This is a genomic window from Kitasatospora sp. NPDC086791 (assembly GCF_040685975.1).
GTDB lineage: Bacteria > Actinomycetota > Actinomycetes > Streptomycetales > Streptomycetaceae > Kitasatospora.
This window is the reverse complement of record NZ_JBFBOC010000001.1, coordinates 473,070-487,954: the sequence shown is the minus strand read 5'-3', so window position 1 is coordinate 487,954 and position 14,885 is coordinate 473,070. Positions and strand designations below refer to the sequence as shown.

The window sequence follows — 14,885 nt, the reverse complement described above, 5'->3', positions numbered from 1 at the left end:
TCGGACCTCCGGAAAGGAACCACCCCCGTGCCGGTCACCATCACCGCCGTCGAGAGCACCGACCTGTTCGTCGGCCCCGAGGACGCCCCGCGCCAGATCCTGCGCGTGACGACCGAGGGCCCGGCCGCCCGGATCACCGTCAGCGGCCCGGGCGTCCACGGCGAGGCGACCGGCACGGGTCCGGTCGACGTCCCGCTGGAGATCGCCTCCGAGGCCCGGCCCGGTGATCGACTCCCGGTCACCGTCACGGTGTCGAGAGCCACCGTCGAAGCCTCGGTGGACGTCGCCGAGCCCGGCTGGACGATGTTCCTGGTCTCGCACTTCCACTACGACCCGGTCTGGTGGAACACCCAGGCCGCCTACACCTCCCCCTGGGAACTGCTCTCCGCCGACGCCACCACCCGGCCGCTCTGGGAGCGCAACGGCTTCGCGCTCGTCGACGCGCACCTGGAACTCGCCCTGCGGGACCCGGTGTACAAGTTCGTCCTCGCCGAAGTCGACTACCTGAAGCCGTACTTCGACCAGCACCCGGAGCGCCGGGAGACGCTGCGGCTGCTGCTGGAGCGCGGACAGGTCGAGCTGGTCGGCGGCACCTACAACGAGCCCAACACCAACCTGACCGGCGCCGAGACCACCATCCGCAACATCGTCCACGGCATCGGCTACCAGCGCGACATCCTCGGCGGAGACCCGCAGACCGCCTGGCAGCTCGACGTGTTCGGGCACGACCCGCAGTTCCCCGGCCACCTCGCCGCGGCCGGCCTCACCGGCAGCGCCTGGGCACGCGGCCCCTTCCACCAGTGGGGCCCGATCCAGAAGAACTTCCGCGAGGCCGAGGACGACGCCCGGGTGATGCAGTTCCCGAGCGAGTTCGAATGGATCGCCCCCGGCGGCGAGGGCGTGCTCACCCACTACATGCCGCACCACTACTCGGCCGGCTGGTGGATGGACTCCTCGCCCGACCTCGCCACCGCCGAACGGGCCGTCCACGCGCTGTACCGCAAGCTCAAGCCGGTCGGCGCGACGAAGAACCTGCTGCTGCCGGTCGGGACGGACTACACCCCGCCGAACAAGTGGGTCACCGCGATCCACCGCTCCTGGGCCGCCAAGTACCTCTGGCCCCGCTTCGTCTGCGCCACCCCGCGCGACTTCCTGGACGCCGTCCGGGCCGAACTCGCCGCCACCGGACGGCGGCCCAGCCCGCAGACCCGCGACATGAACCCGGTGTACACCGGCAAGGACGTCTCGTACATCGACACCAAGCAGGCCCAACGGGCGGGTGAGGTCGCGGCCGTGGACGCCGAGAAGCTCGCCACCCTGGCCGCCGTGCACGGCCTCGGCCGCTACCCCGCCGCCGCGCTGGACAAGGTCTGGCGCCAACTCGCCTACGGCGCGCACCACGACGCGATCACCGGCTCCGAGTCCGACCAGGTGTACCTCGACCTGCTGGGCGGCTGGCGGGAGGCGTACGACCTGGCCTCCGCCGTCCGGGACTCGGCGCTGAACGCGCTCACCGGCCGGATCGCCACGGCGGGGGGTGGTGTGGCGCGGAGCGGTTCGGCGGGGGGCGGGGTGGCCGGGGACGGGGTGGCCGGGGACGGGGTGGCCGTGGTGGTCACCAACACGCTGTCCTTCGACCGGACCGACCTCGTCTCGGTCGAACTGCCGGACGGCGCAGCGGCGGTAGGGGCACTGCGGGCGGTACGGGTGCTGGACGACCGGGGCGAGACGGTGCCGAGCTCCGTCGACCGGGGGACGCTGCGGTTCCTGGCCTCGGACGTGCCGGCGCTGGGCTGGCGCACCTGGCGGCTGGTCGAGCGCGATGCGGTGGAGCGCGACGCGGTCGGGGGCGGCGCGGAGGACGGCGGCGCGGCCGGGCCGTGGACGGCGGCCGAGGGCTTCACGATCGCCAACGGCCGGTACCGCGTCACGGCCGACCCGGAGCGCGGCGGCGGCCTCTCCTCGGTCCTGGACCTGCGGCACGAACGGGAGTTGATCCAGGACGGCCGGATCGGCAACGAACTGCGCGTGTACGAGGAGTACCCGCAGCACCCCGACTTCGGCGAAGGCCCCTGGCACCTGGTCCCCAGCGGACCGGTCGTCGGCTCCGGGGACGGCGCCGCCTCGGTCCGCCGGGAGACCGGACCGCTCGGCGAGCGGCTGGTGATCGGCGGCACGGTCGACGCCGTCCGGTACGAGCAGACCGTCACCCTGTGGCGCGGGCTGGACCGGGTGGACTGCCGGACCCGGGTCGTGGACTACTCCGGCGCCGACCGGCTGCTGCGGCTGCGCTTCCCGGTGGACGTCCCCGGCGGACTGCCGGTCAGCGAGGTGGCCGGCGCGGTCATCGGACGCGGCTTCGCGATGCCGGACGTGGACTCCGCCGAGGCGCCGTGGACCCTGGACAACCCGGCCAACACCTGGTTCGGGCTCGGCGCCACCGCGCGGGCCGAGCTCATCGACCCGACCGGGTCGGTCCTCGGTTCCCGGGCCCTCGGCGTGGCGGAGGTCGTCGTCCCGACGCTGGACGACGCGGCCGACGCCCGCCCCCTGGTGGTCGCGCTCGCCCGGGTCGGGGTGACCGCCACCACCTCGGGCGCGGACTGGGCGCGGTACGGCCGGCTGGACGTCGACTCCAACCTGCCGGACTTCCGGATCGTGGTCGGGGCGCCGGAAGTCAACGATGCGGCAAGGGAGTTGATCGAGCAGGCCGGAACGGAGTACGCGGCCGTCCTGAAGGCGCACGGCGCCGTCTGGGTGCCGGCCCTGACTCCGCTCGCCGAGGTCTGGCGGCCGGGCGCCGACCTGCGGGACCTGCGCTGCCTGCCCGCGCTGGTCGTCACCGACGTCGGGGCGCTGGTCGACGACCTGGCCGACGCCCGGATCACCGCCGTCTGCCCGTCCGGGGTGGCGGACCAACTGGCGGACCGGACGGTGGCGTTGCTCACCTTCGGCTTGCCCGGCTTCGCCGTCGACACCACCGGCGCGCTGCACCTGTCGCTGATGCGCTCGTGCACCGGCTGGCCGTCCGGGGTCTGGATCGATCCGCCCCGGCGCACCCTGCCCGACGGCGCCTCCTTCCAACTCCAGCACTGGACCCATGAGTTCAGCTATGCGCTGGTCGGCGGAGCCGGTGACTGGCGGGACCAGGCACTGCCCGCGCGGGGCCAGGAGTTCAACCACCCGCTGTACGCCCGGATCGTCCCGGCCCAGGACGGCCCGCTGCCGGGCACGCTGTCCTGGCTGCGGGTCGAGCCCCAGCGCGAGGTCCTGCTCGGTGCGCTCAAGCCGGCCGGGAACCCCATCGCGCAGGGCTCGGCGGCCCCGAGCGGGCCCGAACTCACCGTCCGGCTGGTCGAGTCGACAGGGCTCGGACGGACGGCACGGCTCAGCGGAGCGCTCGGCCTCGGCGAGCTGCGGCCGGCAGACCTGCTGGAACGCCCGCTCGGCCGCGCCGTGGACTCCCCGGACCTCGCCGGCTCGCAGATCGCCACCCTGGCGGCCACCCCCGGCATTTCCGCCGCCGGAGTCTCTGCCGCCGGAGTCTTCGCGTCCGAGGACGGCCCCGTTCTCGGCCCGGTCGCCGAAGCCGCCCAGCCCGTCCACGCCCGCTACTGGCTGCACAACCGGGGCCCGGCACCGCTCGGCTACCTGCCGGTGTCCGTCGGCGCCTCGCCCGGACTGCTACGGACGGCGGGGGAGGCGGTCACGCTGTCCGTCGCCCTCTCCTCCCAGCTGCGGGACGCGGCCGTCGAAGGCACGGCCGTCGTCCTGCCGCCCGAGGGCTGGGCCGCGAGCCTCGGCAGCCGCCCGTACCGGCTGGAGCCCGACGGACACCTGCGCTTCCCGGTCACCCTCACCCCGCCACCCGGCGCCGAACCCGGGCTGTACTTCGCGGCCGTCCGGATCGAGCACGACGGGCAGCAGGTCGAGGACGTGGTGACCATCGCCGTCGGTGACCTCCCCGCGCTGCTGCCCGTCACCGGCGACGCCCCCGAGGACTGGACGGCCGCCCAGGGCACCAAGGCCACGGCCGGCCGGGACACCGGCCTGGACGTCGAGGTCTCCCACCGGACCCTGCGCCTGGCCCCCGGCGGCCGTGGCAGGTTGAGCCTCACCCTCACCAACCGCACGCGCGGCGAGATCCGGGGCGAACTGCAACTGGTCTCACCGTGGGGCACCTGGGAGGCGATCCCCGACCCGGTGCGCGGCTTCACCGTCCCGGCCGGCGCCTCCAGGGTGGCCGACTTCGAGGTGACCGTTCCCGCATCCTTTGACCCCGGCTCGTCCTGGGCCCTCGCCAAGGTCATGTGGTTCGGCCGCTGCCAATATGCCCCGACCGTCGCCCTGGTGGTGGAGGCATGACCCTCGGCCTGCTCGACGGACGGCCCCTCCCGCGCGCGGCCCTCGACCACCGCCTCGCCGCGCTCCGGACCGGCCCACGGGCCACCGCTCTTCCGCAGGAGGGTAGTTCGGAGGACCGGCAGCTGCGCCGGTGGGTCGCGCAGGTGCTGCTGACCGAGGCGCTGTGCGAGGCGGTGGCCGCGGAGCGGGGGCTGCCGGTGGACGACGGTGCCGACCCGGCCCGGCTCGACCAGCGGGCCGCCGTCGAGCTCGGCTCCATCACGGCCGCGGCGTACGAGGGCAGTGCGGCGGTCAGGGCGGTGTACCAGGCGGTCACCGCCGGCATCGAACCGGCCGCCGAGGAAGTCGCCCACTACCGTGCGATGACCGCCCGAGTGCCGGCCGAGCGCTGGCAACTCGCACTCTCCGAAGGCGAGTTGGAGGCAGATCCGGAGACCCTTCCGGCGGCCCTCGCCGAAGCCCTCCGTGCGGCCCCGGTCGGCGAATGGGCCACCGCCGGCGGATGGACGGCAGCCCTCCTCCTGTCCACCACCACCCTCCCGCCGCCCGACCCCACCCCCGCCCTCCGGGAGGCCGCCCGCCGAGCCGCCTTCGTCCGTTGGCTCGACCGTGAACGCGCCCACCGCCTCACCCTGGTCGAGGGACTGGAACACCCCGGCGACCCCGCCCAACCGGACAACCACCACCGCCACTGACGCATCCGCTCCCCGCCCGCCGTGCCCACCACCGAGCCCGGCGGGCGGGGCCGGTTCGGCGGCCGGCCGGCTACCGGAGGGCGCGGACCAGGACGGCATAGAGCGGGGCGTCCTCGAACGGACGGTGCTCGCCGACCTTCCGGTAGGCCCAGCGCTCGTACATCGCCTGGACGCGGGGGTGGGTGACGTCCACGTAGAGCACGGCCAGAGCCTCGTCCCGCTCGGCGAGCAGCGCCTCGTGCGTCCGCTCGGCGATGCCCAGCTTCCGCCAGTCGGGGCGCACCATGACCTCGGACACGGCGAACGTCGACGGGTCGGCGGGCGGCGGCATGTGAGGGCGCCACCACTCCCGGCCGTCCTCCAGCGGAGCGCCGTAGGAGTAGCCGACCGGCGTGTCGCTGTCGTAGGCGATGACGCAGCTGTAACCGGGCCGGGACGTCCAGTGCTCGGCGAACCACGGGAACCGCTGGACGAAGGGGTCGTCGGCTTGGTCGCGGTAGGCATCCGCGTGGACCTCGATGAGCACCTGCGTGTGGCCGGCGGGAATGCCGCCGGCTCCACAGCGGCGGAGGGCAATCGTCACTGTGGTCCCCTTCCTCCGGACTCACCGGGCAGCTCCGCCGGCGAAGAGCCCTTGCCCGAGATCTCGTCCAGGAACGTCACGTCGAAGGAGGCGAGGTACCGGGCGCGTCCGGCCAGGAACTCCTGGACGTGCGGCTGTCGTTCGTGCTCCTCGAACGCCGCGCGATCCGCGTACAGCTCGTAGAAGACCCGGACGTCGGGTTCTTCCGGCACCGTGTGGTTGACGTACACGACCGTGCCGGGCTCCTTGGCGCGGATGCCCTCCAGCGCCTTCTCCGCCAGCTGGTCGAAGGCGCGAGCAGCCTCCGCGCTGTGGGCGACGAAGCGCACGACAAGACCGAATCCCATGATGACGAATCCCCTTCCGGCGTCGGTCGAGTTTCGCACGGGTGGGCGGAGTGCCGCGCGGAGCAGCGTCCGGCCGTCCTGGCGCTCGGCGGGCGGGCCGCCTCGTTAGGCTGCGGTCATGATTCGCGCTGTGGTGTTCGACGTCGGCGAGTCCTTGGTGGACGAGACCCGGGAGTACGGGACTTGGGCGGACTGGCTTGGCGTGCCGCGCCACACCTTCGTCGCCCAACTCGGGGCGGTGATCGCCCAAGGCCGGGACTACCGGGACACCTTCCAGATCTTCCGGCCCGGCTTCGACCTGTACGAGGAACGCGAGAAGCGGGCGGCGGCAGGCCAATCCGAGACGTACGGCGAGGAAGACCTCTACCCCGATGTCCGGCCCGCCCTGGCCCGCCTCCGTGCGGACGGGCTGTGGCTGGCCATCGCCGGGAACCAGACCGTGCGGTCCGGGGCGAACCTCCGCCGGTTGTTCACCGGCGACGTCGACCTGATCGGCACGTCCGACGACTGGGGTGCGAGCAAGCCGGATGCGGCGTTCTTCGAGCGAGTTGCCGCAGCCGCTCCGGCAGAGCCGGACGAGGTCCTCTACGTCGGCGACCGCCTCGACAACGACGTCCTCCCCGCCGCCCGCGCCGGGATGCGCACCGCGCTGATCCGCCGGGGGCCGTGGGGCTGGATCCAGCAGCACGACCCGGCGGCGGACCGCGCGACCTTCCGGATCGACTCGCTCGGTGAGCTGCCGGAACTGATCGCGAAGGCTAACGCTGAAGCGAACTGAGCGTCGCCGACCAGGAGTAGAGACGGTCGTCGACACGTCGGACGGCATCCGAATCCTGCCAGGGGGTGAGCACTCGGCGCGCCTCGCGGACGCGTTCCATGCCGGTGGCATACCACGTGACACTCAGCTGATCGAGCGCCTGCTCCAGCAGGGCACACGCCGTGTCGGGCCGGCGCGCTGCGGCCTCAACGGCTGCGAGGTCGCCGAGGACGACGACCCGCTGCTTGCCATCGGTCTCGGGGAGGCGGGCAAGCACACCCTCAAGGGTGGTCCGCGCCTGGGGAATCAGGCCGGCCGCCAGTTCCGTGTTTCCCTTGAACGCGGCGAGCCGGGTGGCCGAGAACCAGGTGAACCACTCGGGGCTGTGGTGCTCGGCGTCGTTGGCGAGAGCCTCCTCGGCCCGACGTAGGAGCGAGAGCGCCTGCCTGTGGTCGCCGCACCGGGTGAGGCACTCCGCTTCCACAGCGTCGAGCCACGCCAGCAACTCCGCCGAGGCAGACCCTCGGCGGGCGTACGCGCGGGCAGCTCGGACCCGTTCGGCCGAGGTGTCGCGCTGCCCGGCCCAGCCCGGCACGAATGCGGAGTGCCCGAGGACCGCTGCGCCGAGAAGGGAGTCGTCGGCCTCCCCGGCAGGCCCCGCGGACGGTGCGGCGGTACCGGCGGCCCGGAGGCTGGTGCTGGACATCGTCCGGGCCTGGGGCGTTCCCCTCACCAGAGAGTCACTGCGAGAGCTGGAACTCTGTACGAGTGAGGTGATCGCGAACGCGCTGGAACACGCGAAGGCGCGCTGCACGGTGACCGTGCGCCGAGTGGGCGAGCGGCTGCGCGTCGAAGTCGCGGATCCCGACCCGGCGTTCGAACGCTGCGGAGCGGATCCTGGGGCGACCAGTGGACGTGGGCTGATCCTGGTCGAGGCGCTGGCCCACTCCTGGGGCTGGCACCCGGCGGGGGCGGGGAAGGTCGTGTGGTTCGACTTCCTGGAATCCTGCGAGGCGCCGGGCACCGTTCACGGGTGGGGCGCGGCCCCCGGGCTCCGCTCGCTGCGGGCGGCCGCGTAACGCCCTCGCCGTTGCGTCCGGGCCCGCGCCCGCGCCGAACCTCCTCCTCCGCCTCCTCCTCAGGTCGACGGGCCGGTCCCGTCGGCCGACAGGATCCGCCGCAGGGCGGTGAGCAGGTGACCGTCGCCGTCACCGGCGGGCGGGTGCGGGGCCCGCCAGGCGATGTGGCCGTCGGGGCGGACCAGTACGGCTCCGTCCGCCGGAGCGAGCGCGGTCGGCAGCGGGCGGAGCGCGACGGGCAGGCCGGCTGCGGCGGCGGTGTCCGCCTGCCGTTGCCAGACGGCCTCTCCTCCGGTCACCAGCAGGGTGAACCCGGAGCCAACCAGGTCCAGGGTGGACGCGGGCCCGGGCGGGTCGGTGAGCCGCACATGGGGGAGGCGGGTGCCGGGTGCGCTGTCGGGGTGTTCGCGCTCCGGGTCCAGCGGCGGGCGGGCCGGGTCCTGCGGGTCGGACAGGACGGCGGTGGAGCGGTAGGCGGCCGTCAGCAGCAGCTCGTCGTCGATCCGGTAGCTCGTCCGGGCACGGGAGTTGGCGAGCGAGATGTCGATGACCTGCCGGGCGACCGGGCGGCGTTCGGCCTCGTAGGTGTCCAGTAGGGCGTCGCCCGCCGTTCCGGCGACGACTGCCGCGAGTTTCCAGGCCAGGTTGTCGGCGTCGCCGAGGCCGGTGTTCATGCCGTGCCCGCCGGTGGGCGGCACCACGTGGGCGGCGTCGCCGGCGAGCAGGACGCGGGAGCGGCGGTAGGCGGTGGCGAGCCGGGCGTCCATGCGCCAGGTCATGGTGTCGCGGACGGTGACCGGCAGGTCGGGCAGTCCGGCGGCGTCCCGGACGAGTCGAGCCAGTTGCCGGTGGTCGGTGAGGAGTGCCTCGGCGTTCTCGCCCTCGGGGTCGTACGGGTGCTGGTAGATCCAGTGCCGGTCGTTGTCGACGGCGAGGAATCCGCCGCGCCCCGGGGCGGTGAGGAAATAGGAGGCGCTGGCGCGGTCGGCGACGACCGCGCCGAGCGGGGCTTCGAAGCGGACGCTCAGGTAGTGGCCGAGGCCGGTGGGCCCCTCCATCGGGATCCCGGCCGTCTCGCGGACGGTGCTCGCGGAGCCGTCGCAGCCGACCAGCCAGGCGGCGCGCACGGTGTGCCGCACGCCGGTGGCACGGTCCTCCAGGGTGGCGTGCACGCCGTCGTCCTGCTCGGCGAAGTCCACCAGCCGGGTGCCGAACCGTACGGCGTCCGGGTCGAGTTCGCGGGCGCGCCGCAGCAGGACGGGTTCCAGGGCGTCCTGGGAGCAGATCAGTCCGGGGGAGGGGGTGCGCTCGCTGCCGCCCTCCGCTCCGGTGACGCCGGTGCGGACGAAGTCCGGGTCGACCAGGTCGCGGCCGCGGTAGAAGGACACCTGTGACGCCGGGAGGCCGGCCCGCCGGACGTCCTCCTCCAGGCCGCACCGCCGGAACAGTTCCATCGAACGGGCCGACACCCCACGGGCCTTGGGGTGACGCGAGGTGCCGGGGTGCGCCTCGACCAGCAGGTGCGGCACGCCGTACCCGGACAGCAGGACCGACAGCGTGAGCCCGATCGGGCCTCCGCCGACGTTTAGGACGGACGTTGTCTCCGGGAACACCGCCGGGTTTCGCATGCCACCCCTCCGTAACGCTCATTGATCAATTTTGACGTTACCATGGTGGTGAGGCGACGACCCGACCCGAAGGCGGCCCATGGCGCAGCCCCGCACCCCGCAGCACCCCGACGACAAGCACCCCGACGACAACCCCCGCGGCCTCCACTTCCTCACCGACTTCGCCAACGCGGTCCGCGAGGACCCCACCGCGGGCACCCCCGAACTCCAGGCGCTCCTGGAACGCCACGGTGGCCCGCCCTTCCGGCTCACCGACGCCGACGCCCGCGAACTGCGCGAGGCCACCGCCGAGGTGATCGCCGTCCTCGACACCGACGACCCCGACCGGGCCGCCGAGGCGATCAACGCCCTGCTCGACCGCCACCCGGCCCGCCCCCGCCTCGTCCGCCTGCCCGGCCGCCCCTGGTCGCTGCACACCCGGGCCCCCGCCGACGCCGGCCTCACCCACTGGCTGCTCTCCACCGCCGCCCTCGCCCTCGGCCTGTGGCTCAGCGAGCGCGGCACCTGCGCCTGGGGCCGCTGCGCCGCCCCGGACTGCGACCGCTTCTTCATCGACACCGGCCGCCGCACCGCCCAGCGCTACTGCAGTCCCCGCTGCGCCACCCGTGTCCGCGTCGCCGCCCATCGCGCCCAGCGGGCGGCCGATCCCGACTGATCGTCAGGACGTCCGTGCCGGTACGGTCCGGTCCCCGGAAGCCCCACGATCGGAGTACGCGATGGCGGAACGGCCGCGGATGCGCCTCGGCGCCGGCGAGTCTTGGCTCGAACTCGCCCGGACCGGCGGCGACGAGTGGCGGGTCACCGCCGACTGGTGCTCGTCGCTGACGGCGGACTGCGACGCCTTCCTGACCGACGGGGAAGCCGTCGACTTCGCCGTGCGGATGTTCTCCCACCTGTCCTCGCCCACTGCCTTCGCGGCGGCGGTGACCGAGGGCCGCAACAACCCGCTCCGCCTGCGCGGGGCGCCCGTCGAGGACGGGTTCGCGCTCTTCGCGTTCCTGACGCCCAACGGCGACGACGCGGTGTGCCACCTGCAGACGGAGATCGGCCCGATCGGCACCGAGGACCCCCGCGAGCACTTCGAGGCGTTCCACGCGTCGTTGACGGCGCGACGCCGTGACGGCGCGGCGACCCGGGAGTGACCCGGCCCCGGCCGCCCTGCGGGGGTGCGGGCGAGCGGGGCCGGGAGCCAGAGGGCCGTACCGGTGCGTCAGTGCTGCAGGATCTCGCCCAGGTAGCCGCCGCAGCCGTTGGTGGTGTACATCGAGGCGAGACCGCGGTCACCCTGGTCTGGGGTGTCTGGTGCTGGCAGCGGCCGGTGACCGTCCAGTCCGGTGCCCCGGCCCAGGCCGCCGGCGGCACCCTCCTGCTCTTCACCGAGCTCGACACCGGCCTGCGCGACCCTCTCGTCACCATCGACACCGCCGACCCGGTCTGTGCCGCCTTCGGCACCGCCGGCCCGACCTCCGTCGCCCCCCTCGCCACCGTCGATGCCAACCAGGGCTGGACCGGCGCCGAACCCACCGCCGAGACCCCGGACGACCCGTCGGCCCCCGCCGGGTAGGCGAGGGAGCCAAACTCCCGGCCCCGTCTCGTCCGGGCGTTCGACTCGCTGGTGCGGTCCCGTCGGTGCGGGGCGGGCCGGTGGGGCGTGGGGGCCGTTCCGGGGCGGTCGGGGCGGCGTGCGGGGGCGGGTGGTGGGTGGCTTCGTTGACGGCGGTCGTTCGGGTACGTCAGGCTCGGTGGACCGTCGGGGCGGGTGGCGCGTCGTTCGTGCAGTGCGTCCGGATGCCGCTCCCGGCCCGGTCGTTCGTCCCGCATCCTGCCTGGAGGTACCGCCATGTCCCTGCGCCGCCTCGCCGTGCCCGGAGCCGCCGTCGCCGCCCTGGCCCTCGCCGTCCCGCTGTTCCCGGCCGTGGGCGCCCATGCCGCCCCGGCCGCCGACTCCTGCACCCAGAACTGGAGCATCAGCTCCGCCGAGGGCTATGCGAACGGGAAGTGGTGCAACGACAACACCAAGGTCGTCGGGACGGTGCACGACACCAAGGCCGACGGCCGCTGTCCGTTCGTGCGCGGCAACCTGTCCAGCGGGGGCTACGTGGACAGCGATTGGGCGGGCGGCAAGGGGAAGTCCCGCGCCATCACCCTCCACGCGCCCTCGGGGGCGCACTTCACCAGCGTCACGATGCGCTACATCGGCTGCTGACCGCGGGCAGGTGGGCCGCGCCGGGCCCGGGCCCGGCCCGCCTCTCCCACCCGGGTGCCGGCTACCAGGCCCGCAACGCCCGGTGCCGGTGCACGAAGCCGAGGACGTCGCGGTAGCCGGCGCTGGTCGGCGGCGGGTCGGCGAGGTCGGCCCACACGAAGCGGTCGTGCTCGGTGAGGGCCACCGGGGTGTCGTCGGGCACGGTGGTGGTGAAGACGAACTGGCGGCACCTGCGGTGCTCGGCGTCGGTGAAGTCGAGGGTCCGCAGGTACTCGACGTCCTCGGGGGCGGCCGTGATGCCGGTCTCCTCGAACAGCTCGCGGAGCGCCCCCGCCCGGGCGTCCTCCCCGGGTTCCAGGCCGCCGGCCGGGTAGTCCCAGAGCCCCGGGAGCGCGTCGTCCTCGCGGCGGCGCAGCATCAGCACCCGCCCGGAGGTGTCCAGGACGACCACGCCGCCGGTCAGCCGCTCGAACCCCAGGGCGAGTGCCTGTCGGGTCAGGAGGTTGTGGTCGATCACGGTGTACTGCCTTCCGTCGGGTCGTCGGGTCGTTTCCAGTGGTGCCGTACCCACCTCGCCGCAGGGTGCAACGGGCGGTCCCGGGCCCTTCGGCTCTCCTGACCGGAAAACGGAAATCCGGCCCTCCGGAGAGCCGAAGGACCGGATGACCGGATGACCGGATGACCGGATGGCCGGAGGCCGTCAGAGCCGCTCGGGCACCGGGTTGCCGACCGCCTCGATGGCGCGGCGGAGCGGTACCTTCACGAGCACCGCGAAGCCGATGACGAAGAACACCAGCAGCGAGATGATCGCCGAGCGGTAGCTCCCGGTGAGCTGGTAGGCGAGGCCGAACACCAGCGGGCCCATCCAGCTGGTGCCGCGGTCGCTGACCTTGTAGAGGCTGAAGTACTCGGCCTCCCGGCCCGGCGGGATGAGGTGGGAGAACAGCGAGCGCGAGAGCGCCTGGCTGCCGCCGAGCACCAGGCCGATCATGCAGGCCAGCGCGTAGAACCAGAGCGGCTGGTGGGCGGGCATGAAGTACCCGAGGGCGAGGGTGACCACCCAGCCGACCAGCGAGCCCAGGATGGTCCGCTTGGCGCCGTACCGCCGGGCTATCCGGCCGAGCAGCAGGGCGCCGCCGATCGCCACCACCTGGACCAGGAGGACGGCGGTGACCAGGGAGGTCTGTTCCATGCCGAGCTCCTCGCTGCCGTAGAGCGAGGCCTGGGAGACGACGGTCTGGATGCCGTCGTTGTAGCAGAGGAAGGCGGCGAGGTAGAGCAGCGTCAGCGGGTGCTTGCGCATGCTCTTCAGGGTGCGGCCGAGTTCGCGCAGGCTCCCGGCGGTGGGCCGGTCGGCGTTGGCCGCGGCCCGCTCGGGCGCCGCTCCGGCCCGGGAGGGCAGCCACAGCAGCGGGACGATGGTGAACAGCGCCCACCACAGCCCGGCCGAGGCCAGGCAGATCCGCACCGCCGTGCCGGAGGAGACGCCGAGCGCGTCGTGGCCCTCGAACAGCGCCAGGTTGGCGATCAGCAGCAGCCCGCCGCCCGCGTAGCCGTAGGCCCAGCCCTTGGAGGAGACGGCGTCCCGCTCGTCGGGTGCGGCCAGGCCCGGCAGGTAGGCGTAGGACAGCGCGACCGACACCGCGTACGCGATGTTGGCGACCACCAACAGCGCCCCGCCGAGCAGGTAGCGGTCGCCGTCGAGGAGGAACATCCCCATCGTGGCGAGCGCGCCGACGTACGCGAAGCCGCACATCAGTTCCTTGTGCCGCCCGGTGCGGTCGGCGACCGTGCCGGTCAGCAGCATCACCGCGACCGAGATCAGCACGGAGAAGGAGACCGTGTACGGGAAGAACGATCCGGCGCGGATCGACAGGCCGAGCGGGTGCACGTCCCCGGCCGCGTCGGCGGCGTTCTTGGCCACCGTGGTCAGGTACGGCCCGAGGAACACCGTCAGGACGGTGGCGGAGAAGGCGGCGTTGGCCCAGTCGTTGATGTACCAGCCGAACTGCATCCGGCGCAGCGCCCGGCCGTCGGCGGCGGTCGCCGGGTCGACGCCGGGGTCGACGGCCGGGCCGGCCGGTGGATCGTCCGGCAGGTGCGTCGCGGAGTTCGTGGTGCTCATGGGGTCCCCATCACCGTGCTGGAGCCGGTACTGCCGTCCGTCCAGCAGCCGCGCTCGCCGAGGACGTCCCGGAGGACATCGATGCGATCGGCCATGATGCCATCCACACCGAGGTCGAGGAGAGCCCCGATCCGTGTGGGATCATCCACAGTCCAGACGTGGACCTGCAGGCCGAGGCGGTGGGCGGCCCGGACGAAGGCCCGGTCGACCACCCGCACGCCCCGGTGCCGCTCCGGCACCTGCGCGCACACCCCGGCGAACGGCGCCCCGCGCCCCCGCAGCAGCGGCCCGGCCAGCGAGCGCAGCCGCAGCCGGGCCACCTCGCGCGGGCCGAGGGAGGTGGCCAGCCGGGGGCCGGCGGCGGCGCGGACGGCGGCCAGCCGGCTGTCGGAGAAGCCGCCGACGCAGACCCGGTCCCAGGCGCCGGTCCGGCGGACGGCCTCGACCAGCGGGGCGACGGCCGGTGCCGCCTTGACGTCGATGTTGAAGCGGGCCTCCGGGAACGCGCCGAGCAGGTCCTCCAGCAGCGGCACCGGCTCGGTGCCGCCGATCCGGGCCCGCCTGACGCTCTCCCAGGGCAGCTCCGCCACCGCTCCGGCGCGGTCGGTGACCCGGTCGAGCCGGGAGTCGTGGAACGCCACCAGCACGCCGTCCCGGGTCGCGTGCACGTCCGTCTCCAGGTAGCGGTACCCGAGCGCGACGGCGGCCTCGAACGCGGCCAGCGAGTTCTCGGGGTGCCCGAGGTCGCCGCCCCGGTGCGCGAAGGCCAGCGGCCCCGGATGGTCGAGGAAGGCGTGCATGTGGTGCTCCGAGCTGCAGGGAGGAGGAGGCCGCGCCGTCCGACCCGCCGCCGTCCCGGAGCGCGCGCGTTACAGTATTACGCACTCTGTCAAGCAGTAATGGGTGCCGTCGGGGGTCGGGTGCCGTCTGGTGTCGGCGGGCGGCAGGCGGCGGGCGAAGGGGCTCGCGGTCGGGGCGGGGCGGGCCGGACTTCGACCCTCCGGGTCGACGGTCGTGTAGGAATCAACATTTCAGGGATATTTCGCGCACCCCGATCGATCGTGCGCCTCTTTCCTGTGACCTCTGCCACATCCCGATTT

Annotated in this window: 15 protein-coding genes; 8 read left to right on the top strand and 7 right to left on the bottom strand. The window is 73.7% G+C overall.

The window, feature by feature from the left end; all coding sequences use genetic code 11:
* Nucleotides 1–27: 27 nt before the first annotated feature.
* Nucleotides 28–4,365, top strand: coding sequence for an NEW3 domain-containing protein (locus AB0Q99_RS01865; protein WP_363567421.1), 4,338 nt, complete (start codon nt 28–30; stop codon nt 4,363–4,365).
* On the top strand, nt 4,362–5,060 hold the full coding sequence (locus AB0Q99_RS01860; protein ID WP_363567419.1) for a hypothetical protein: 699 nt from the start codon (nt 4,362–4,364) through the stop codon (nt 5,058–5,060). Before AB0Q99_RS01865 ends, AB0Q99_RS01860 begins: the two co-directional genes overlap by 4 nt.
* A gap of 70 nt (nt 5,061–5,130) precedes the next feature.
* On the opposite strand, the gene AB0Q99_RS01855 is transcribed toward AB0Q99_RS01860, so the two are convergent.
* On the bottom strand, nt 5,131–5,643 hold the full coding sequence (locus tag AB0Q99_RS01855; protein ID WP_363567417.1) for a GNAT family N-acetyltransferase: 513 nt from the start codon (nt 5,641–5,643) through the stop codon (nt 5,131–5,133).
* The gene (locus AB0Q99_RS01850) at nt 5,640–5,990 is read right to left on the bottom strand and encodes an antibiotic biosynthesis monooxygenase (protein WP_363567416.1); all 351 of its coding nucleotides are present in this window, start codon (nt 5,988–5,990) and stop codon (nt 5,640–5,642) included. The genes AB0Q99_RS01855 and AB0Q99_RS01850 overlap by 4 nt, the downstream gene beginning before the upstream one ends.
* 118 nt (nt 5,991–6,108) lie before the next feature.
* Here AB0Q99_RS01850 and AB0Q99_RS01845 point away from each other — a divergent pair, with 118 nt between their 5' ends.
* Entirely contained in the window at nt 6,109–6,768 is a 660-nt protein-coding gene (locus tag AB0Q99_RS01845) for an HAD family hydrolase (protein ID WP_363567415.1), read from the top strand.
* Here AB0Q99_RS01845 and AB0Q99_RS01840 read toward each other — a convergent pair.
* Nucleotides 6,749–7,453, bottom strand: coding sequence for a transcriptional regulator (locus AB0Q99_RS01840; RefSeq protein WP_363567413.1), 705 nt, complete (start codon nt 7,451–7,453; stop codon nt 6,749–6,751). The two genes, AB0Q99_RS01845 and AB0Q99_RS01840, sit on opposite strands and share 20 nt — an antisense overlap.
* On the opposite strand from AB0Q99_RS01840, the gene AB0Q99_RS01835 reads away from it, so the two are divergent.
* Complete coding sequence (locus AB0Q99_RS01835) at nt 7,443–7,826, top strand: ATP-binding protein (RefSeq protein WP_363567411.1); 384 nt, start codon at nt 7,443–7,445, stop codon at nt 7,824–7,826. The two genes, AB0Q99_RS01840 and AB0Q99_RS01835, sit on opposite strands and share 11 nt — an antisense overlap.
* A gap of 59 nt (nt 7,827–7,885) precedes the next feature.
* Here the strand turns inward: AB0Q99_RS01835 and AB0Q99_RS01830 are convergent, their stop codons facing one another.
* Complete coding sequence (locus AB0Q99_RS01830; RefSeq protein ID WP_363567409.1) at nt 7,886–9,454, bottom strand: FAD-dependent monooxygenase; 1,569 nt, start codon at nt 9,452–9,454, stop codon at nt 7,886–7,888.
* 79 nt (nt 9,455–9,533) lie between these two features.
* Between AB0Q99_RS01830 and AB0Q99_RS01825 the strand changes: the two genes are divergently transcribed.
* From AB0Q99_RS01825 to AB0Q99_RS01810, 4 genes are all read left to right on the top strand, one after another.
* Nucleotides 9,534–10,109, top strand: a complete 576-nt coding sequence (locus AB0Q99_RS01825) for a CGNR zinc finger domain-containing protein (RefSeq protein WP_363567408.1) — start codon at nt 9,534–9,536, stop codon at nt 10,107–10,109.
* A 61-nt stretch (nt 10,110–10,170) separates the two neighbouring features.
* Nucleotides 10,171–10,596 (top strand): hypothetical protein, encoded by a 426-nt coding sequence (locus AB0Q99_RS01820; RefSeq protein WP_363567406.1) that lies wholly within the window; start codon nt 10,171–10,173, stop codon nt 10,594–10,596.
* Nucleotides 10,597–10,667: 71 nt separating this feature from the next.
* Nucleotides 10,668–11,018, top strand: coding sequence for a hypothetical protein (locus AB0Q99_RS01815; RefSeq protein WP_363567404.1), 351 nt, complete (start codon nt 10,668–10,670; stop codon nt 11,016–11,018).
* A gap of 276 nt (nt 11,019–11,294) precedes the next feature.
* Complete coding sequence (locus AB0Q99_RS01810; RefSeq protein WP_363567402.1) at nt 11,295–11,660, top strand: hypothetical protein; 366 nt, start codon at nt 11,295–11,297, stop codon at nt 11,658–11,660.
* Between the two features lie 61 nt (nt 11,661–11,721).
* Here AB0Q99_RS01810 and AB0Q99_RS01805 read toward each other — a convergent pair whose 3' ends face one another.
* From AB0Q99_RS01805 to AB0Q99_RS01795, 3 genes are all read right to left on the bottom strand, one after another.
* Complete coding sequence (locus AB0Q99_RS01805) at nt 11,722–12,177, bottom strand: NUDIX hydrolase (RefSeq protein WP_363567400.1); 456 nt, start codon at nt 12,175–12,177, stop codon at nt 11,722–11,724.
* 183 nt (nt 12,178–12,360) lie between these two features.
* Nucleotides 12,361–13,674, bottom strand: coding sequence for an MFS transporter (locus AB0Q99_RS01800; protein WP_363568189.1), 1,314 nt, complete (start codon nt 13,672–13,674; stop codon nt 12,361–12,363).
* 107 nt (nt 13,675–13,781) lie between these two features.
* Complete coding sequence (locus AB0Q99_RS01795) at nt 13,782–14,585, bottom strand: glycerophosphodiester phosphodiesterase (protein WP_363567398.1); 804 nt, start codon at nt 14,583–14,585, stop codon at nt 13,782–13,784.
* Nucleotides 14,586–14,885: the final 300 nt, after the last annotated feature.